19 protein-coding genes are annotated in these 20848 nt (G+C 39.0%); 7 read left to right on the plus strand and 12 right to left on the minus strand.

Annotation, left to right across the window (positions count from 1 at the left end):
• The first annotated feature begins 128 nt into the window (after positions 1 to 128).
• Positions 129 to 2486: a penicillin-binding protein 1B gene (mrcB, locus tag ACMUMK_RS12390; RefSeq protein WP_414701455.1), complete on the plus strand. Its 2358-nt coding sequence runs from the start codon at positions 129 to 131 to the stop codon at positions 2484 to 2486.
• 50 nt (positions 2487 to 2536) lie between these two features.
• Here the strand turns inward: mrcB and ACMUMK_RS12395 are convergent, their stop codons facing one another.
• The gene (locus ACMUMK_RS12395) at positions 2537 to 3358 is read right to left on the minus strand and encodes a hypothetical protein (protein WP_414701456.1); all 822 of its coding nucleotides are present in this window, start codon (positions 3356 to 3358) and stop codon (positions 2537 to 2539) included.
• Positions 3359 to 3517: 159 nt separating this feature from the next.
• On the minus strand, positions 3518 to 4717 hold the full coding sequence (tyrS, locus tag ACMUMK_RS12400) for a tyrosine--tRNA ligase (protein WP_414701457.1): 1200 nt from the start codon (positions 4715 to 4717) through the stop codon (positions 3518 to 3520).
• A gap of 209 nt (positions 4718 to 4926) precedes the next feature.
• Here tyrS and ACMUMK_RS12405 point away from each other — a divergent pair, with 209 nt between their 5' ends.
• A complete protein-coding gene (locus ACMUMK_RS12405; RefSeq protein WP_414701458.1) occupies positions 4927 to 6225 on the plus strand; it encodes a peptidoglycan DD-metalloendopeptidase family protein in 1299 nt (432 codons plus the stop codon).
• A gap of 7 nt (positions 6226 to 6232) precedes the next feature.
• On the opposite strand, the gene ACMUMK_RS12410 is transcribed toward ACMUMK_RS12405, so the two are convergent.
• On the minus strand, positions 6233 to 7348 hold the full coding sequence (locus ACMUMK_RS12410; RefSeq protein ID WP_414701459.1) for a succinylglutamate desuccinylase/aspartoacylase family protein: 1116 nt from the start codon (positions 7346 to 7348) through the stop codon (positions 6233 to 6235).
• 49 nt (positions 7349 to 7397) lie between these two features.
• Positions 7398 to 8639, minus strand: coding sequence for an EAL and HDOD domain-containing protein (locus ACMUMK_RS12415; RefSeq protein WP_414701460.1), 1242 nt, complete (start codon positions 8637 to 8639; stop codon positions 7398 to 7400).
• A 404-nt stretch (positions 8640 to 9043) separates the two neighbouring features.
• Between ACMUMK_RS12415 and rpoH the strand changes: the two genes are divergently transcribed.
• Positions 9044 to 9898, plus strand: a complete 855-nt coding sequence (gene rpoH / locus ACMUMK_RS12420; RefSeq protein WP_414701461.1) for an RNA polymerase sigma factor RpoH — start codon at positions 9044 to 9046, stop codon at positions 9896 to 9898.
• A 57-nt stretch (positions 9899 to 9955) separates the two neighbouring features.
• Here rpoH and ACMUMK_RS12425 read toward each other — a convergent pair whose 3' ends face one another.
• From ACMUMK_RS12425 to pip, 3 genes are all read right to left on the minus strand, one after another.
• Entirely contained in the window at positions 9956 to 10867 is a 912-nt protein-coding gene (locus ACMUMK_RS12425; RefSeq protein WP_414701462.1) for a YiiD C-terminal domain-containing protein, read from the minus strand.
• Between the two features lie 112 nt (positions 10868 to 10979).
• Complete coding sequence (gene dtd / locus ACMUMK_RS12430) at positions 10980 to 11417, minus strand: D-aminoacyl-tRNA deacylase (protein ID WP_414701463.1); 438 nt, start codon at positions 11415 to 11417, stop codon at positions 10980 to 10982.
• Positions 11414 to 12379: a prolyl aminopeptidase gene (gene pip, locus ACMUMK_RS12435; protein ID WP_414701464.1), complete on the minus strand. Its 966-nt coding sequence runs from the start codon at positions 12377 to 12379 to the stop codon at positions 11414 to 11416. Before pip ends, dtd begins: the two co-directional genes overlap by 4 nt.
• A gap of 90 nt (positions 12380 to 12469) precedes the next feature.
• On the opposite strand from pip, the gene ACMUMK_RS12440 reads away from it, so the two are divergent.
• Positions 12470 to 12697, plus strand: coding sequence for a hypothetical protein (locus tag ACMUMK_RS12440; protein ID WP_414701465.1), 228 nt, complete (start codon positions 12470 to 12472; stop codon positions 12695 to 12697).
• A gap of 2 nt (positions 12698 to 12699) precedes the next feature.
• Entirely contained in the window at positions 12700 to 13347 is a 648-nt protein-coding gene (locus ACMUMK_RS12445; protein WP_414701466.1) for a DUF2959 domain-containing protein, read from the plus strand.
• A gap of 7 nt (positions 13348 to 13354) precedes the next feature.
• Here the strand turns inward: ACMUMK_RS12445 and ACMUMK_RS12450 are convergent, their stop codons facing one another.
• Together ACMUMK_RS12450 and metF are read right to left on the minus strand one after the other, a co-directional pair.
• The gene (locus ACMUMK_RS12450; protein WP_414701467.1) at positions 13355 to 14242 is read right to left on the minus strand and encodes a virulence factor BrkB family protein; all 888 of its coding nucleotides are present in this window, start codon (positions 14240 to 14242) and stop codon (positions 13355 to 13357) included.
• Positions 14243 to 14287: 45 nt separating this feature from the next.
• The gene (gene metF, locus ACMUMK_RS12455; RefSeq protein WP_414701468.1) at positions 14288 to 15172 is read right to left on the minus strand and encodes a methylenetetrahydrofolate reductase; all 885 of its coding nucleotides are present in this window, start codon (positions 15170 to 15172) and stop codon (positions 14288 to 14290) included.
• 153 nt (positions 15173 to 15325) lie between these two features.
• Between metF and metJ the strand changes: the two genes are divergently transcribed.
• Entirely contained in the window at positions 15326 to 15658 is a 333-nt protein-coding gene (metJ, locus tag ACMUMK_RS12460; protein WP_414701469.1) for a met regulon transcriptional regulator MetJ, read from the plus strand.
• A 65-nt stretch (positions 15659 to 15723) separates the two neighbouring features.
• Here metJ and ACMUMK_RS12465 read toward each other — a convergent pair whose 3' ends face one another.
• The 3 genes from ACMUMK_RS12465 to ACMUMK_RS12475 form a co-directional block, all read right to left on the minus strand.
• Positions 15724 to 16398 (minus strand): glutathione S-transferase, encoded by a 675-nt coding sequence (locus tag ACMUMK_RS12465; protein ID WP_414701470.1) that lies wholly within the window; start codon positions 16396 to 16398, stop codon positions 15724 to 15726.
• Positions 16399 to 16537: 139 nt separating this feature from the next.
• Positions 16538 to 17122 carry an HD domain-containing protein gene (locus ACMUMK_RS12470; protein ID WP_414701471.1) on the minus strand — a complete coding sequence of 195 codons (585 nt, stop codon included), beginning with the start codon at positions 17120 to 17122 and terminating at the stop codon, positions 16538 to 16540.
• Positions 17123 to 17154: 32 nt separating this feature from the next.
• Positions 17155 to 17481 (minus strand): c-type cytochrome, encoded by a 327-nt coding sequence (locus tag ACMUMK_RS12475; RefSeq protein ID WP_414701472.1) that lies wholly within the window; start codon positions 17479 to 17481, stop codon positions 17155 to 17157.
• A 359-nt stretch (positions 17482 to 17840) separates the two neighbouring features.
• Between ACMUMK_RS12475 and ACMUMK_RS12480 the strand changes: the two genes are divergently transcribed.
• Positions 17841 to 20690 (plus strand): EAL domain-containing protein, encoded by a 2850-nt coding sequence (locus tag ACMUMK_RS12480; protein WP_414701473.1) that lies wholly within the window; start codon positions 17841 to 17843, stop codon positions 20688 to 20690.
• Positions 20691 to 20848: the final 158 nt, after the last annotated feature.

Raw genomic sequence — 20848 nt, forward strand, 5'->3', positions numbered from 1 at the left:
TTGCAATCTTATTTCAATATGCTGAATGTTAATTTGTACGTTAATTAAAGCAGTAATTGTTTATTAATTTGGATAAGCTAGCCACATAAAAATATGTATTAACTTTGACAAGATTTCATGCGTAGCAAATGACTAAAACCTCTCGAAAAAAGCCTAAAAAAACCTCTAGCAAAAGCAAGCCTGTAGTTTCAAAGTGGCACAGATTCAACCCATTCAGTTGGTTATTACGACACTGGAAAAAACTATTGCTCATTTTAGTAATTGTGATCGGTACATATGGTGTGTACCTCGATGCCCAAATTAGACATACCTTTGAAGGTAATAAATGGCAGGTACCAGCCCAGATATATGCCCGCCCTATGCATTTAGAGCTTAAACAAGAGATTAGTATCAAAGAGATAGAAGAAGAGTTGGTCCTGCTTGGTTACAGGCGAGTTACGCGGGCTGATAGTTCTGGAGAGTATCAAACCTTAGGTCAAAAGATACGAATTCAAAGGCGAATGTTCGACTTCCCCCACGGGACTGAGCCATTACGTAATATTGAAATTACCTTAAGTAATGGGCGTATTAGTGATATTCAAAGTTTAGATACTGGTAGGCCTTTAACAGATTTTTATCTAGAGCCATGGCTGGTTACACGCCTAGTGAGTAGTGGCCGTGAAGATCGAATGCTGGTGCAGATAAATAATGTTCCACCGCTACTTACTCAAGCCTTGGTTGCGGTAGAAGATAAAGATTTTTATGACCATTTTGGAGTGGCACCTTTATCAATTATGCGAGCATTGCTGGCCAATATATCAGCTGGCCGTACTGTTCAAGGGGGAAGTACCCTTACTCAACAATTAGTTAAAAATTTGTTCTTAACCCGAGAGCAAACCATTACACGTAAGATTAAAGAAGCAATGATGGCTGTCATAATTGATGCCCGTTATAGCAAAGAGGTGATTCTAGAAGCGTATTTAAATGAAGTGTTTTTAGGGCAAAACGGCGATACTGGGGTATTTGGTTTTGGTCTGGCAAGTTACTTTTATTATGACCGTCCATTAAATGAGCTTAGTGTTGATGAAGTGGCAACCTTAGTGGGGATCATAAAGGGGCCGTCTTATTACAACCCTCGTAAGTATCCAGAGAGAGTCAAAGAAAGGCGTAATATTGTTTTAAGGCTAATGTTAGATGACAACTTATTATCTCCAAATGAATATCAGTCGGCATTGGCTCTACCGATTAACCTAGCATCAGGTGCTAGTTTAAAGAAAGATAAACACCCAGCCTTTATGGACCAAGTTCGTAGGGAGCTTAGACAGGTTTTAGATAACCCCGATATACGTCAGTCAGGATTAAAAGTATTCACCACTCTAGACTCTAATGCCCAAGTAAAGGCTGAGCTCGCTGTATCAAAAGGCGTAGCAAAGCAAGAGAAGCGATTAGGTAAGGTTGGCTTTGAAGCCGCTATGATTGTGTCGGATATCGATACTGGAGAAATACGCTCAATTGTAGGTGGGCGTAACACAGACTATGCCGGCTTTAATAGGGCGTTAGATGCAAAGCGCTCGATAGGCTCTTTGATAAAACCAGTAATTTATTTAACAGCTTTAGAACAGCCTGAAGCTTATAACTTGGCAACCCATATCACAGATGAACCCATAAAATTAAAGAGCACCCATGGAAAGATCTGGGAGCCGCAAAATTATGACAAGAAGTTCCATGGTAAGGTGCCTTTAGTGACGGCTCTTAGCCGCTCGCTGAATGTTCCTACTGTTATTCTAGGAATGAACTTAGGTTTAGATACAATTGCAGATACGATTTGGCGATTAGGAGTTGAAGAAGAGGTTGAGTTGTACCCAGCATTAACCTTAGGGGCGGTTAATTTTTCTCCTTTGCAAGTAAACCAAATGTACCAAACCATGGCGAATAATGGGCAATATATTCCTTTGCATTCGATTACAGCTATTATGTCTCCAAATAATGCACTGCTTTGGAATTTTGACGTAGCGCCGCAGCAAAGGGTTGATGACAAGGCAACTTACTTGCTGAATTATGCCCTACATAAAGTCACCCTTGAAGGTACGGCAAAATCCGTTAGAGCTAAATTTCCTAATGTAAATATGGCAGGTAAAACCGGTACAACTGACGATTATCGAGATAGTTGGTTTAGTGGTTTTGATAAAAATATCTTGGTGACCAGTTGGATTGGAAAAGATAATAATGAGCCAGTTAATTTAAGCGGTGCTAGTGGAGCCATGCAGTTGTTTATTGCCTATCAGCTTCAACAAGAGCCTAAGTCTTTAGTGCGGCGTTTTCCACAAGGATTAGGTATTGCCCATTTTGATAATGAAACTGGGCATTTAAGTAGAGCTGGATGTACTGATACTTTTAGCGTGCCAGTTATTACCGAGGCGCTGCCTGCCATTCCTAAAAAATGTACGGGTGAGTCTACCGTGCCAGAAAAGCCTAAAACCTTATGGCAAAAGATCTTCGGGAAATAGTAGCCATGTGTAGCAAACATTAAACATGTCACTAGTGTTCGATAGTTAGGTTATTTGTCTTGAACCACTATAGATTTAGATAATGCGGATTGGCTTTTTTGAGTAGCCGATTGTCTTGGTAAATCTTGGGTTTTGTTCAAGCGCTTTTGAATGAAACCATCAATTTCTGGGGGCTGGGTACATTCTATATTCCCCCCCATATACCCTAATAATAAAGCAGCTGTTGCTTTGGTGGTGCCTCCGCAGTCTGCCCTCACTTTAAGGCTTTCTTGAAGTTTTTCATCTTCTGTCATGAAAGGATCTTTCTCCTTTGTATTGATAAAAGGAGCATTTTTAGACTCTTGAAACTGCCGAGAAGCTTGTTCAGCCATTCTTTGATGTTGCTGCTGTTGAAAACTTCCTAAATGTCGCCTTGCCATACTGGTAACTGGGCTGTTGACTACCGCTTGAGATGATTGACTTTGGGTCTCCGCTGTTTCAGGTGCTGGTTCGTTTGTTGTTTCAGCTTTCTCTGGCTTTGTAGGTGGAGCAGCTTCAACGGATGGCGTGTCTAGTATTGGTTCAGGCTCGGGAGCCGCTGGAGGGGGCACTTCTGCTTCAATAATTTTTTCAACATCTTTTGAATCAACCACTAGTTGCGCATTTACATCCACAGATGGCTTTTCAGCAGATACAGGTAACGGCTCTTCCACTGGAGGCTTTTCGACTACAGAAACTGGTGCTACATCAAATATTATTCGCGCTTGAATGGGTAGTGTCTCAGGTGGTTTTGGTTTGGGTCTAGAAGAGAACATCGCGGGCTGTGCGATAATATAAATTAGGATCGCATGTGCCAGAATTGAAAATACTAAAAAGCGGTTTTTCTTAAACACTAGTGATGTTCTGTCCTTGGAAACGATTGAAAACACGGTTGAATCAATAGTAGAGCCTCAGCTTACGGGTTAGTTCAATCTCTGTGTTGCTGTTGTGCTACAGCGAGGTTGGATTTGCCTAGCTATCAATATCAAATAGTGATAACTAGGCTTTGTGAACTAGCTAAAAGATACGCGTGCAAACTTCCTTTTACCAACTTGAAGCACAACTTCAGTGGCTTCTGTAAATCTTAGTTTAGTGTCTGCTATTTTTTCACCGTCCATTTTAACTGCTCCTTGCTTTATCATTCTCATTGCTTCAGAGGTTGAGCTCACAAGGTTTGCTTCTTTTAAGGTGTTCGCAATTGCTAAGCCATCAGCTCCCAATTGGAAGTCAAACTCTGGCATTTCATCTGGAATTGCATTCTTTTGGAAGCGTTGGATAAACTCATTATGTGCCGCTTCTGCAGCTGTTTCATCATGAAAACGGGCAATAAGCTCCTTCGCTAGGGCTATTTTGATGTCTCTTGGGTTAGTTCCATCAGCTACTTGTTGTTTAAGGCTATCGATTTCAGATTTAGGCTTGAAGCTAAGCAAGTCGTAATAACGCCACATTAACACGTCTGATATGGACATGACCTTTCCAAACATTTCACTGGGTGCATCGGTAATGCCAATGTAATTGCCTAGTGACTTAGACATTTTTTGAACACCATCTAACCCTTCTAGTAATGGCATCATCAGTACTGTTTGAGGTCTTTGACCTTCAGACTTTTGAAGCTCTCGGCCCATCAAAAGATTAAATCTTTGATCGGTTCCACCTAGCTCAACATCAGACTTTAACGCTACTGAGTCCCAGCCCTGCACTAGAGGGTACAAGAATTCATGGATAGCAATGGGTTGTCCACCTGCATAACGTTTCTTAAAGTCGTCTCTTTCTAACATACGCGCCACTGTCTGGTTAGCGGCAAGTTTTATCATGCCAGCAGCACCTAATTGTTCCATCCACTCTGAGTTGAAACGAATAGTGGTTTTTTCTGGATCAAGAATTTTGAAAACTTGTTCTTTGTATGTTTCAGCATTGGCAAGAACGTCTTCTTTCGTAAGCGGTTTTCGTGTTACATTTTTGCCGGTCGGGTCGCCAATCATGCCGGTAAAATCCCCTATTAAGAATATTACTTCATGGCCTAATTGTTGGAAAACTCGTAACTTATTAATTAAAACAGTGTGGCCAAGGTGAAGGTCCGGGGCCGTGGGATCAAACCCTGCTTTTATTTTTAAAGGTTTGCCTTCTTTCAATTTGGCAATAAGTTCGTCTTCTAATAATATTTCTTCAGCGCCGCGCTGTATCTCAGCCATTGCATTTTGCCAATCTGACATTTATGTAACCTTGTAAATTTATCGAGTGTTTATCTATTGTGTCGTATTTTACTTGCCAAGCTCTTGCAATGAAAGGGTAATAGGTATTATTCCAAATAACTCCTTGGTTTAAGAGATATTCTATAAATGATTAAAATCAGGGCTAGTGCTGGAAAATCCTATGTAATCCATATATTCTGTTGTTAAGCTTATAATTAAACTATGTTTCTGTGATCACTAAGTCCTTTAAAAATATACCAAAACCCCATAAATGGATGATCTCATCTGTTGCAGCATTTTTATGCCTTTTATTCCTTTTTCCTTCAGACCCTGTTAGTGCTTATAAAAATACAGCTGCCACTCTCGAGGTCGGCAAACGTTACGACCTTGCTGTTAACTTTGATAACCTCCCTATTAACGACTTTTCTGGTCTTGAAGAGCTAAATGAGGTTCAGTCTTTTGTGGTGAGTAAAGGTGATAATCTTGCCATGATTTTCCAAAGAGCAGGTTTAACACCCCAAGATACCTATCATGTAAGTAAAGCAGGAGAGCATGCTAAAAAACTACTAAGCATGAAGCCAGGGCAATCACTCGACTTAGAAATTGACAAGTCTGGCAAGCTGATTTCATTAGTATATCCATTTTCAAATACTGAAACATTGGTTATCGAACATGATGAGAATGATAACTTTGTTAGTAAAGTCCAAAGCAAAAAAGTGGACACAAGATTAAACTATGCACAGGGCGAAATTGTTAATAGTTTTTGGAATGCAGGACTTAAAGCAAACTTAAGTGATAATCAAATTATGAGTCTTGCTAATATTTTTGGCTGGGACATTGATTTTGCTTTAGGAGTGCGAGCAGGGGATCAGTTTTTTGTTACCTTTGAAGAGCGTTACATAGATGGCGAATTTATTGGTAATGGCAATATAGTTGCTGCTCAGTTTATTAATCAAGGTGATACCTATACTGCTATTCGCTACACGGATGGAAACTACTATACTGCCGAAGGGCGTAGCATGCGTAAAAGCTTTTTACGGGCTCCTGTTAATTTTCGCTATATTAGTTCCAACTTCAATCCTAAACGTTTTCACCCTATTCAAAAACGCGTTAAACCTCATAACGGCACTGACTATCGAGCCAATACTGGTACGCCAGTAGTTGCTTCCGGTGATGGTAAAGTAACTCATTCAGCCTACAATAAGTACAATGGTAACTACGTTTTTATTCAACATCCTAATGGTATTGTGACTAAGTATCTGCATTTTTCAAAGCGTGCAGTTAAAAGAGGTCAACGAGTAAAGCAAGGGCAAACTATTGGCTATGTTGGCTCAACCGGAATGTCACAAGCGCCTCATTTACACTATGAGTTTTTGGTAAACGGTGTACATAGAAACCCCCGTACTGTGAGTTTGCCTAAAGCTGCACCAATTGCAGCAAAAGAAAAAGCGAGTTTTATGGCATTAGCTAGTCAGGTTATGACACAGCTTAACAATAATAAGCGCATTATGTTGTCTATGAACCGCTAAGATAAAGTTACAGTTCAAAGTAGTGAGTGAAGCACTTGTAAAGCTGCGTTCCGCTTAGTACCGAGGCTGATGGAAAGTGTAAAATGGGGATTAGATCGCAGGGTGCAAGAATATCACTGGTAGCCATTTCATTATCTAAATTATCAACGTTTAATACTTTAGCCAGCAGTTGACCTTGGGCGATATGCTCCCCCGGTTTTGCAACGTATTCAACTATCCCTCCCTCTTGTGTGTACAGAATTTTATAGTCTTTTAGATACACTGCCTTACGTGTGATACGCTCCGCAGAGATGCCCCCTGAAGTTAAACACTTTTTAGCCGTTAAAAATGCGAGGATGCTTTTTGCGTCATATTCACCTTCAGTAAAATTAACGACTTCTTGGCTTCCCATTTCTAGGGTAAAAGCTTCAACTTCAAAGTTAACTGCTTTTTGACGTTTTGCGCTGACTAAGTCCGATAATAACCACCATGGACAAAATGTTGCTTCGTCTAAAGCACCTGAGAACACTTGAGGGATTAGGATGACGTGGGGAATATTAAAGCATTTAGCTGATTCTATCGCGTATTCTGGAACATAAATATGTCTAGTGGCTACTGGCCCATTGTGTAGATCAAGAACATAATCAGCATCAAAAGCGAGTTGCTGTAGCTTCAGGTTGAGTCGCTGTGCTAGGCCTATTCCCCATGTTTCATCAAGTTTTTGTTGTAATTGTGCTTTAATTTTCTCTCTAAAACGACTTTTAATAGAATCTACTGATTCGTGGTTTTCGATACTTTCAGCAAATTGATGAATCAAAGCTTGGTCGTAAAAATATCCACGGTTCCAATTTGTTCCGTTTACTGGGTCAAAACGTCCTAATGTATATTCTCCTGCCTTAATGTTAGTACCTACAGGGTTACAGTTAGGTACTAAAATTATTTCACCATTCAAAGGCATATGCTTTAGGTATTGTATCAATTGATAAATGACGACATTACCTTGAACTTCAGCGCCATGTATTGAGCTTTGAATATATACTTTGGGCCCAGGCTTGGCTCCAATAAAGCGATAAAGAGGGACATTCATATTGCGGCCAGATGCATTCTGAGCCACAACAATATGCTGTTTGATCATTTTATTCATGGGCGTTTATTGCTCAACTACATGATGTCCATCTAAGGGGAATAAATATTTAAGGCTTTGACTCTGGGAAGTGCGGAGAAATAGAATTACGTACTCCATTGCCCCATAAAATAGCTTCGTTGAATAGGCTATGTAGCAGCTTTTGGTCTACTTCTAAAATTTTAGATATACGTATTACCTTTAACCAGTTGCCACTTTCAAATGCTTTTACTAATAATAAATACAGAGATAAGTCATTTTGGCTACCACATAGAGCGTCTTTGACTTCGTCAACCAGTGGTAACTTATCAAGTAAAGATTTCATATCTTGGTCAAGTAGTGCATCAATTAATGAAAATAACCCTACTAGAAATGCAGTTGGCGGGTTGCTACCAATATTTTTTTCTATTCCCACTAAATCACAAAACTTAGCGCGTACTAGGGATAAATGTATAAGCTCCATAGGCTTGTCATCAGACAAGTTGGTTAAGGCAAGCAAAGCGATAAACTTTTTAATTTCAACTTCACCCATATAATTTAAAGCATGGCGTAGTGAAGTGATTTTGTAGCGTTTGTTTATCATTGGGTTATTGATAAACCTGAGTAGCATGTAAGATAAGCCAACATCCTGCTCTACGATACTATTAATACTTTCAATGTCGAACGACTCGCTAGAACTTGCACCCATTAGCTCTACTAAAGTTAGTTTTGATGTTGGGAGATGGCCTTGAGAAATGGATTCTGGGCGAGCAAAAAAGTAACCTTGAAAATAGTCAAAGCCAATTTCTTTAAAAATATTAAAGCTTTCTTGGGTTTCAACTTTGTCGGCTATAAGTTTGACATTTTGCTCTATTAATTGATTAACGTTACTAGAGAATTCTTCGTAATCACCTCGATGGGTATTTACTTTAACCATATCCACAAAACGTAAGTGCTCTTGTTTTTTATTGCTAAGTTGGTAGCCATCTAAGGCGATTTTATAGCCTAAAGTTTTAACATGTTTACACAGCTGCAATAATTTTTCTGGATCGTAGCTGTTGGCAGCCAGCTCTACCACTACATTTTCAGGGTTTAGAGATTGTGGCAAACCATTTAGCAGAGTTTCAGATTGGAAGTTGATAAAAGACATTTTGTTGCAAGAAATATCATCCAAATCGAGAGTTTGATATCGTTTGGCGATTAGCTTATTGGTTGACTCATCTCTTTCTAAGTGGGGGTAGTAGTTATTTTTGCCATCCCTAAATAAAAGCTCATAGGCGAAAACACTCTTTTCTTTATCCAATATCGGTTGTCGAGCTACAAAGGCAAACATGTCATTCCTATCTGTTTTTATATTTTTCAAAAGTATACAAAGCGTATTTGATGCTTTTGAGTAAAAGACTGATCTCAGTCATTTTACAAGCAAAAAAAACATTAATACAGTAGCGCGTGATTTTATCAAGTGTATATTTTATGCCAAAGGCATTGATGTTCGACACAATATTACTGTTGGATTGTCACAATTTATTAAAATAGTTTTGCTATAAAGGTCGATGGTAAAGTGAACTATTGTTAGCAAGGCCTCGTTAGAATTTAAGTGGCCATGGAATTATTTACCAATTTAACGGTCTAGTATTGGGAGCCTTTAAAATTAATAGACCATTTGGCTATTATTTGAGTCGCAGGGGGCTTTTTTTTTTGATAAAATCGCGAGCTATTGTGTAATCGGAGGTCACTATGAGTACAGATTTACGGACATTGACATTAACTGTCCCTCAAACAGGTAGTATTGAAACTTACGTTCAGGCGGTAAGTGGTATTGATATGCTGTCAGCTGAGGATGAACGTAGTCTTGCTGAGCGTTTACAAGAAGATGGTGATTTACAAGCTGCAAGAAAGCTTATTATGTCTCATCTACGTTTTGTTGTGCACATAGCTAAATCTTATTCTGGATATGGGTTACCTCAGGCTGACTTGATTCAAGAAGGTAATATTGGCCTGATGAAAGCTGTTAAACGTTTTGATCCTACTGTTGGTGTGAGATTGGTATCTTTCGCTGTGCATTGGATAAAAGCCGAAATCCATGAATTTGTATTACGTAATTGGCGAATTGTTAAAGTTGCGACAACTAAAGCTCAGCGTAAACTTTTCTTTAATCTGCGTAAGAATAAAAAGCGCTTAGGTTGGTTTACTCACGCTGAAGTGCAAAAAGTAGCGGAAGAGTTGGGTGTTAGCACTAAAGAAGTCTTGCAGATGGAAGCGCGTATGAGCAGCCAAGATCAGGCTTTTGATTTGTCAGCTGATGACGATGAAAGTGGCAGTTTTGCACCTGTTCAGTTTTTAGAAGATAAGTCTGCTGACGTAGAAACTGATGTTATTAATAATGACTGGGACGCTAATGCATCTGGTAGATTGTATGCTGCAATTAAAACCTTGGATGAGCGTAGTCAACATATTATTCAGACTCGTTGGTTGTCAGATGATAAAACTACATTGCAAGATTTAGCAGATAAATATCAAGTATCTGCAGAGCGTGTGCGCCAAATAGAAAAGAATGCGATGAAAAAATTACAAAATGCTATGGCTGCTTAAGTCATACACTTTAGTTTGAAAAAAAGCCCTATTTAGGGCTTTTTTTGTGGGTTTTATTTAAGATTGTGGCTGAGAAGAGGGAAGTACCCAAAAGTCTCCAGTGAATTCGGCAACGGCATTATCACCATCTAAAATTGCAACACTTAACTTTATATGGCACTTTTTGTTATTGAGTAATGCCTCAAACTTTCCTGACAAAGACTCAATATTGCATAAGGCTCTGGGCTGCATAGTGATAGGTTTATGATAATGAATATTGCCATCACCCAACACAATCTCTCCTTCTAGCCCCTTCTCTTTTAATTGCAGAAAAATCATTCCCCAACCCGTTAAGGTTGCTAAAGAAAAAATACTGCCAGCGAACATTGTGCCGTGTAAGTTGATGTTTTTGTTTAGCGAAGCCCTAGACTCTAATGTCCTACCAGTATACTGGTGTAACTTAATACCCATTTGTTCACTAATTGGTATGGTGTCGTGCCAAGTATCTTGAAGTAATTTACACCATTTGGGATGCATAGTGAGTATATTGGGATCAATCAGGCGTTTAACCATTTGTTGTCTTTGTTGCTCACCTAACTCATTTGGTGTTTCACTCTCAATAACAAATCCCATACTTTGAAAAAACGGGATTGATTGCTCAGTGCTGTTTGTGACAATACGGATAGCACCTTCGGCTCTAGCTACAGACTCTAGCGATGCCACTAGCATGCTTGCTAGCCCTTTACCTTGGTAGGCCTTTTCTACGGCAACATGCCTAACTTGTGCTTCTTCAGCTGTATTCATATGCACACGACCAATGGCGATCACTTCACCTTGGGTGTTTCTAATCAGTCTATGTTCACTTACTTGCTCATATTCGTCTTTTTCTGAGCCAACTGGAAAATTCCATGGCGCACGCAATACTTTCCAACGAAATGTAAAATATTCTTCGTAGTCCTGTTCAGTAGTAGGTTGTTCAATTTTATACATATAAGGTTTCCAGTCCGAATATCTGAATTTAGATATTTCTCGTTAAATGCTAGTTAAGAAGCATTCTCTAAACCAGTAGGGTATTAAAGCGTAAAAGCTGGTAAGCGGCAAATTATACTTGTAACTGAAATGTAACCGGGCCATCGTTTAATAGAGATACCTGCATATCAGCTCCAAACTCTCCAGTTTGGCAATTCACATCGCTATTACGGCATTTATTAACAAAATAATTGTAAAGGTTTAGACCTTTTTCGGGAGAGGCTCCTTTTGAAAAGCTGGGCCTGTTACCACTCTTTGTATCTGCGACTAAGGTAAACTGAGAAACAATAAGTAGTTCTCCTTTTATTTGTTGAACGTTTAAGTTCATCTTGCCACTGTCGTCTGAAAACATTCGATAATTGATGACTTTTTGAAATAGTTTATCGGCCTTGGCTTGATCGTCATCTTTTTCAACACCCAGTAAAACCAAGCTACCGGGTCCTATTTCACCCACAGTTTTGCTCTTTACTTCTACTTTGGCATGTTTAACTCTTTGAATTAACGCAATCATTTTTGCTCCTTTTTGAATTTCAGCATGTCACGGGCTGCTATACACAAGGCTTGTGTTGTGGCTGTTTCGCCAGCACTATGACCTGCTTCGGGTATAATAGAGAGTTCACTATTGTCTAATGCTTGGTGCAATGAGTATGCGGACTCTAGTTTACAAACCGTGTCGTACCGACCATGTATTATGGTTATAGGAAGGGCTTTAATATTAGCGGTGTTATCTAATATGTGATTTTCAGGAATAAAACACTGGTGCTTAATATAATGGCACTCCAACAAGGCTAAGCTAATTGCTCTATGTACATCTGGGATGAGTTGCTCTTCATTGATTTGAATATGTAATTTACTGATGCGAGCTTCCCACAAAAACCAAGCCTTAATGGCTGCCATTTTTTGTATTTCGTTATCGCTAGTGAAAATATCATAGTAAGCATCTACTATAGTTTGCTTGCCAAGCTTTGATTGAATGGGTTCTAAAAACGCTTGATAATACTCGGGGAATAACTGCGCCGCCCCACCATTTTTGTCTAAATACCAGCTATAGTCCTCTTTGCGGGCTAAAAATATTCCTCTTAAAATTAAACCAATAATACTTTCAGGGCGCTCTATTGCCACTAGCAAAGCTAAGGTTGAGCCCCAAGAGCCGCCAAAAAGAATCCATTTTTCTATATTTAAATGATTTTGAATAGCCAATACATCTTGTACCAGTAATTGACTGGTATTATCTTCTAAACTACCAAATGGTTGGGATTTACCGCACCCTCTTTGGTCAAAACCTATGATTCTATAGTGTTCAGGGTCGAAAAATTGCCTATATGCTTCAGAAATCCCAGCTCCTGGCCCACCATGTAAAAATAAGATAGGAACGCCATCTGGATTTCCTGTTTGCTCTAGGTGTAATTGATGACCATTTGAAACGCCTAACATTTCGGTTTTGAAAGGCTTAATTGGTGGAAAAAGTTGCATTGTCTTACATATCTCATTTGTTAATTGCCGAGCTTTGCTTTAATTTACTACTTAATGAGAGCCGTTACATTATTTTATAGGAGACTTGAAATGTCAGGACAGGGTTCAGGTGGCAATGTATTAGCCGCAATTTGTAATGTTTTTATCGCAGGGTTAGGACAATTGGTTCAAGGCAGGATTTTAGCTGCAATTGTTTTTTTCTTATTGGTATGGGTTAATTACGCCCTAGCGGCAACAGGCATATTATTTTTTATGGCTGTATTTGGGTTTATCTTCCATGTTTGGGCGATTATAGACGCAGCAAAATTTAAAGGGTGATAATGAAAAAGTTACTAATAGTTCCATTTATTTTAATGATTGCAGGCTGTCAAACTGCGCAGAAAGCTTATTATTCGGCTTGGGAAACAGTAGGGGTTGAGAAGCGGGATATTCTTGTTGATCGGGTTGAAGATGCGAAAGACTCACAAGAAGAAGCACAGCAACAATTTAGCTCAGCTTTGGATGAGTTTAGCCAGTTAATTAACTTTAATGGCGGTGAGTTTCAAGAGGTTTACGAGCAGTTGAAAGACCAATATGAAGCTAGTGAAGAATCGGCAGAAGCGGTTACTAGCCGTATAGATAAAGTTGAAAGTGTTGCTGAAGCTCTGTTTGATGAGTGGCAAGAGGAGTTAGAAACCTACACTAATCAAACGCTAAAGCGTGACAGCCAAATGAAGCTGAAAGAAACACAGCGTAATTATAAGTCTTTAGTGAGTGCTATGCGTAAAGCTGAAAGTAAAATGGCTCCAGTGCTATCTGCATTAAAAGATAATGTTTTGTACTTAAAGCATAATTTAAACGCTAGTGCGATTGGTGCACTGCAAGGTGAATTTAGTGGTATTAAGAAAGAAATAAACCAATTGGTGTCAGAAATGAACACAGCTATTTCTGAGTCTAATAAATTTATCTCTAGCATTCAGGGCGAATAATTAATTATTAAGGAGAGGGGACGTTGTTTTCCTCTCCTTCATCTGAAAATTTATCTTCAGACACCTCACCTAAAAATAGTTCTAATACTCTTGTAAACTCCGCGCCAACCAAGATGACTACCCAAGATAAGTAGACCCATAAGAACAAGATGGGGATGACTGCAAGTGCACCATAAATTACTTGATAGGAAGGAAAGCTAGTAATGTAAAAAGCAAATCCCTTTTTACTTAACTCAAACAAACTCGCAGCTACAAATGCACCCGCTAGGGCATGCTTGGCTTCAATTTTTTTATTAGGGACCAACATATACAGAATGAAAAAAGCGCTGATTGACATTAAAAAAGGTACAAACTTCAGTAAAAAGGTGGTGAATCCGAAGGTGTATTCTTCCGCATAATTAGCCAAGCCCACTAAATATGAGCTCACAGCAACACTCGCTCCCATCAATAATGGGCCTAATGTAAGAACCATCCAGTAGATAGCAAATGTGAAAACCAATGGTCTTTCATTTTTTGATTGCCAAATTCTATTTAGCGTTTTATCAATGTTAGAAATCAGCATTAATGCGACTACCATCAAAGATAAGATCCCAACGGCTCCCATGCTAGAGGCATTATTTACAAATTCAGTCATGTAAGTACTTACTTGACTCCCAGCTGAAGGAATAAAGCTTTCAAATATAAGCTCTTCAAGATCCCCTCTGGCATCAGCAAAAGCTGGAAACGCCGATAAAATGGTAAAAAACACCATGATAAATGGCACTAAAGACAATAAAGACACATAAGCCAGATGTCCTGCAGATACAGTAATGTTGTCTTGTTTGAAGTGATTTATAAACAATATGCAAAACGCCTTACACTGATTGAATAAGGCGTTTAATTTGCTCTGTGACATGAATCTGTTAAGCATTAAATAACTAATGGTTGTTGGAATGAGTTGTTAGTCTGCTCTAACGCCTAGCATATGGCAAATGGCATAACTTAATTCGCTACGATTTAATGTATAAAAGTGAAAGTTTCTGATCCCTTCTTTTGCTAATACTTTCACCATATCCATTGCTATGCTTGCACCCATTAGGTTACGAGTTGTTTGGTCATCTTTATCAAGACCGTCATACATCTTGTGTAGCCACTGAGGAACATGGACGTTAGTAAAACCAGCAAAACGTTGTAAGGTTTGGTAGTTAGTAACGGGTAATATGCCTGGTACAATATCTAAATCAATTCCTGCTGCTGCAGCTCGGTCACGGAAACGTAAAAAAACTTCAGCGTCAAAAAAGAACTGGCTGATTGCCTCGGTTGCCCCAGCATCGGCTTTGCGTTTTAGATTGAGTAAATCAAATTGAGCATTAGGCGCTTCAGGGTGTTTTTCTGGATAAGCGGCTACCGCAATGTCAAAGTCGGCGACGTCTTTTAATAATGTAACAAGATCAGAAGCGTAGGATTGGGGCTTAGCAGTGCCTTCTGGTAAATCCCCTCTTAATGCAACAATCTTGCGAATACCGCTATCCCAATAGTCTTTTGCTATTTGGATTAGTTCCTCTCTAGAGGCATCCACACAGGTTAAATGAGGAACAGATTTGATCCCCGTTTCTGCTTGAATACGTTTTACCACATCATGGGTTCTGTCTCGCTCACCACTATTAGCACCATAGGTTACCGACATATAAGCAGGCTTAAGTGGCGCTAAACGTTCAACGGACTTCCACAGCGTTTGTTCCATAGATTCAGTCTTAGGAGGGAAAAATTCAAAAGACACATCGATATCTTTTACTTCTGATAATGATTGATTTAATGCATCTATGCCGCGTGCGTAAGACACCATGGTGTTACTCCAAATAAATATAGCCGTTTAGACGTCTAAAATAAGCTTTGTATGGAAAGCCGTCAAGATGTTTAGCAGTCTATCGTTGACCTTTTCTGCGTAATGTTTAGAATTTCCCCGTATAAGAAAGATAAAACTTGGTAAATTTTAGCAATGGCAGATCCTACAAAGTGGAATGGAGAGTATATCCATCCGTACGCTGAGCATGGTAAAAAAAGTGAATTGGTTAAAAAAGTCACGGTTTCTATCCCACTCAAAGTATTGAAAGTTTTGACCGATGAGCGCACTAGACGTCAGGTAAATAACCTAAGGCATGCAACTAACTCTGAACTATTATGTGAGGCATTTTTACATGCCTTTACTGGCCAGCCTCTGCCTGATGACGAAGATCTTGAAAAAGATAACGGGCAACGAATACCAAAAGAAGCAAGACGTTTGATGCAAGAGATGGGCTTAGATATAGAAATGGATGTCGAAGAAGATTAATTAATGGCGTTGCAGCACTGCTACATTTAAGTGCTGCGTATATTTAAACTCAGCGCATCGGTACGCTAAGCGTAATCATATTGCCCACCTTTGACCAAAGCTTTTTGATAAGCAGCTCTCCCGTGTATGGCTGTTACAAAACGCTTTACGTTTGGTAAATCAGTAGCAGCTCCTCTTGCTACTGCCGCTTCTAAGGGGAAGCTCATTTGGACATCAGCTCCTGTTAGTTCATTTCCGGCAAACCATTCATTTTTTGCTAAATGTTGTTCGATAAACTGCATATTCCCTTTGATGATAGGGCCATAATAGGCAGCCATAATTTTATCGACTATTTTGTTGGCGATTATTTTGACAAACCAAGGTTTGGCTTTTTCGCGGGTTTTATCAAGTACTAACTTTGCTACCAGTGGCGGCATGAGGGTACCTTCGGCAAAGTGGAGCCAGTATACATATTGCCAGTGAGAGGGGGTATTTTCTGTGGTTTTGGTTAGCTCAGCGCTTTGTTCACCATAGCGACTGATTAAATACTCAATAATAGCCCCAGATTCGGCAATACTTGTGTCTCCATCGGTAATGATAGGAGATTTGCCCAGAGGATGAATTAATTTCAGTGATTCAGGTGCTAAATTGGTTTCTTTATCTCTTTGATAAGTTTCTATTTTGTAGTCTAACTTTAGCTCTTCCAATAACCATAAAATTCGCTGTGATCTTGAATTATTTAAGTGGTGCAAGGTGATCATGTTAGTTTCCAGTTCTAGCTTAGTTAAGATTGAATTATTTATATATACGTACAAACGCTAACTAGGACCAATTTTCCATTAAAATTGATATCTATTACTGAGTATTATTTTATGGGGCAAGCTTAGATGAAAATTTGCTTTATTTGAGTCTAACGCCAGCTTGTGTACCTTTTTCTATCACTTGTGCTTTTATCCACTGCCAAAGGCTCGGATGAGCGCCCTCTATCGCAATATTTTTTGCAAGTACTTGCTCAATAGCAATGTCATGTTCTAACCAGCTTTGGCAGCCATTATGAATATTTTGAATAACTGGCATTAACCTATCTATTGCTTTTGCAAATTTGGCTTCAGGGGTATTGGCATGTTCGAACTCTATCCATAGCGCTAGATATTTAGCTCCTTGAGAGTCAGGTAAAATCGCAAAAATACGTTTTGCTGCGGCTAGCTCATTTTCATAGTCATCGTGATTAGCGTCGTAAGCAAACTTATCTCCCGTGTCAATTTCTACTATGTCATGTAGTAGAAGCATAGTGACAACCTTTAGGTGATCTGTTGGTTGCTCAGCGTAAGGGAGTAGGGTGAGTGCCAGTAAAGCTATCTGCCAACTATGTTCAGCACTATTCTCATAGCGGTTTACGCCTACAGGTTTAATTTTACGATCTACATTTTTTAACTGTTCTATTTCCACTATAAAGCGAGTGATAGCTTGAAAGTCTTCTGTCATGTTGCTCTCTGTATTTAAGGGGAGTTAAAGTGTTATTTTCCAGATGGATCTAAGCTAGCAAAATAAGCTGAAAGGTTATCAATATCGGTGTCACTTAGTGCTGTTGCCATTGGCGCCATGACCATATTTTTGCGTTCACCATCGCGAAACGCTTTAAGCTGCAATACTAAGTACTGTTCTTTTTGGCCGGCTAAATTCGGATATGTAGGGATCTGTGAAATACCACTCGCACCATGGCATGCTGCGCAGATGCCAGCTTTTGTCTTACCAGCAGCAATATCAGCTGCAAAAAGGGTTGGAGAGAAGGTGTTTAGAGCACATATCGCAGCACTAAAGGTTATCGCTTTTAGCTTTTTCATAAATGTCCTTAGTCAATATATTAAAGTGTAAGCTTGATTAGAAGAGGCGGATTTTACTATACCTGCAACTCCAATCAACGAACTTACTTTACTTGAGACTAGTGTCAAGTAAGGCGTTGCAGCTAATTTGTTAGAAAACGAATAGTTGCATTAGCCTATCTCAATAGCCGCTAGCTTACTCAGAAGGCCCAAGAGAAAAATATTTATCATGGATTTAACGCAACCATTTGACGACATTGAGGTTTATGATAGATATAGTACTCTTGCTTTGAGTGCGAGTATGCTAATAGATGTTAGGTAAGTAGTTAAATTTGTCGATTTTAAAATCAAACAGCCTATAAGGGTATTATAAGATCAATATGATAATTAAGATTTTTAATCTTTGGGTTAAGAGCTTTGTGATTGTGCTGTTTTTATTGAGTACTGTCGCCCACGCTAAAGACGTTTATTTTGACAATGACGTTGAGCATATTGATCTCCTCAATAAAATAACATGGCTGAAAGCCCATAAAAATGTGCAGTTATCTGATGTTCAAAATCTGCAGACCTGGCAACAAAATACTATTCCAAATAAGCTCAAAAAGCATGAAAGCTTATGGGGAACCGTCGATCTGTACCGAGCAGTGTCAAGCGATGAACCTTTTGTGTTTAAAATTGGTAATCCCATGCTTGATTATGTTGATGTGTATTTATTAGATGATAAAAACCGAATATTAAGTTCTTATTTAATGGGAGCTAAGCGGGAGTTTGATAAAAGGCCATTTCAGCACCGGCTATTTATGGTACCAATCGATCCGCGCCAGCCTGTTGTTAAAGTTTTTTTCAAGGTCCGTGATGATGGGCCAATCGTATTTCCCGTTACTTTAGCTAGGCAATCAGCATTAATAGCGAATGAAGAGCTTTTATTGTTAGCAACTGGCGTGGTATGTGGCGCTCTAGCTTTGTTAGGATGCTATTTTTTTGCTACCTACATACTTTTGCGTAGCCCTATTCGTTATTGGTTTGCAGTATCTAACGGCACTTTCCTATTACTTTTTTTAAACATCAAAGGTGTTCTAGGTCAATTTACCGGTTTTACTGCCTACATCTCCAATATAAGCGCAGCTTTGTTTGGTGTATTGCTTATTACTATCGCAAAAGTCACTTTTTCTATATTAGAAATTGTTCCAACTATATGGCGTCACTCATTTTATGCTTTAGGGTTTGTTACTGTGGCAATGGCATTTTCAGCAGATACTAATAGCCAAATTATTTTTGCTGTGCTTATGTCAGCCCTGTCTTGCTTAATTATTTTAATCATAGCCTTCATTTACAACGAAAGTGATAAAAGACTGGCTAATTTAGTGTGTCTAGGTGGTATTTCTTTAATCGCTATAAGTGGCTTTACTCGTATTAGTTTGTACTTAGCCACAGTTCCTACATTTGAGTCTATTTCATTAATATTTACGACTGTGAATATTCTCGGCATGATTTTGATTGCTCTTTCCATTGAAGGGCATGAGAGGGTCGTAACCAAAAGGCATCACCTTAAGCAAGAGTCTGCGATTACCGATTTACATCGTTACTACTCATTATTTCAAAATTCTGCAGAAGGCCTCTATGCCTCTAATGTTGATGGCACACTTATTTTAGTTAATCCAGCCATGTGCCAGTTGTTTGGTTATGAAACGCCAAAAGATTTATTAGAAAATATCGAAAATGCTGAGCAGTTTTATTCTGACCACAATGATAGAGAGTTGATGATTGGGGAAATTCATAAAAATGGCAAAGTAATTGGCAAAGAAGTTAAAGGGATACGCAAAGACGGTAGCGAATTTTGGTTTTCGATTTCAGGGCAGATAAAAGAAGACAAAGAAACGCGGTATGTATTTGGCTCTATGTTTGATGTAACCGAGCGTAAGCAGTCAAACCTTAGCCTAGAATACCAAGCCAGTCATGATTCATTGACAGGAATTTATAACCGCCGTGAGTTTGACGCTCGATTACAAAAAGCCTTGCATAACGCTAAAGTTGATCGAGTGGATTTGGCATTGCTTTACTTGGATTTAGATCAGGTTAAGGTTGTTAACGACACCTGTGGTCATAAAGCCGGTGACTTATTGATAAAAGAACTGTCTTTAAAATTAGATGCTGAGGTTTCTGGTAAAGGCATGTTAGCTAGAGTGGGGGGCGATGAATTTGCCGTCCTGTTAGAAGGGGATGAAGCGCCTATGGCTTACCTCTTAGCGAATAAGCTTCTTAATCTGGTGCAGGAATTTCGATTCACCTGGGAAAATAGAGTGTTTACCTTGGGCCTTAACATTGGACATGCACCTTGGCAGGCTAACATTGGTACGCCTGAGCAATTGATGAGTATGGCTGATGCCGCATGCTATTTGGCTCAGGAGAAAGGGAGTAATCAAATTCACACTTACTCATCTGATGATCAACAGATGCATCGCTATGAGGCCGAATTGTCTTGGGTTTCAAAAATTCATCATGCATTAGAAAATGCTTTGTTTAGTTTGCATTATCAGCACTATTTACCTTTAAGTAAGAAAAGCTCAGGACATCAATATGAGTTGTTGCTAAGAATGCAATCAGCAGACAAAGAAGTGATTTTTCCGGAAGAGTTTTTACCAGCCGCAGAGCGCTACAATCTAACTGCTAAAATTGATCGTTGGGTCATTGAGTATTACTTTGGCTGGTTAACCCAGAACCCTGAGCATTTGAATGAATTAACTCAAGTAAGCATTAATATAAATGGTTACTCATTGGGTGATAAAGAACTAAAGCTATTTATTTTAAATGCCTTTGAAAAGCACAATATTCCCTATCAAAAAGTGTGTTTTGAAATCTCTGAAGGTATGGCTATCGGTAAAATGGAAGAAACCTTAGACTTTATGAATACCTTCCAAAAATTGGGATGTGCTTTTGCATTAGACAGTTTCGGGAGTGGTATTGCCTCATACAACTATCTAAAGAATCTGCCGGTATCTCAAGTAAAAATTGATGGGAGTTTAGTTAAGAATATTTTGGTTGATCCAATCGATTTAGCTATGGTGAGTTCTATTCACGAAATAACTAAAGCAATGGGTATGGAGACCGTAGCTAAGTTTGTGGAATCATCAGAGGTTATGGTTGCCCTTGGTAAAGCAGGAATTGATTATGCCCAAGGTTATGGCATTGCCAAGCCTGTTTCCTTGTTAGAGTTTCAGACCCACTCCTAGCTTCAATCAGCTTCTTTTACCCATGATAGCCTTAAAAAAGTAAAGGGCTTGTAAATAAACAATTAGTGCCCATATTGTCTGATACTTTTATTGTTGTCATTGACTGATCCTATATATCTATAAATCGGGTAGATTACATAGAAGTTTATGTACTGTCG

The sequence above is a fragment of the Paraglaciecola sp. 2405UD69-4 genome (assembly GCF_047525415.1).
Lineage (GTDB): Bacteria > Pseudomonadota > Gammaproteobacteria > Enterobacterales > Alteromonadaceae > Paraglaciecola.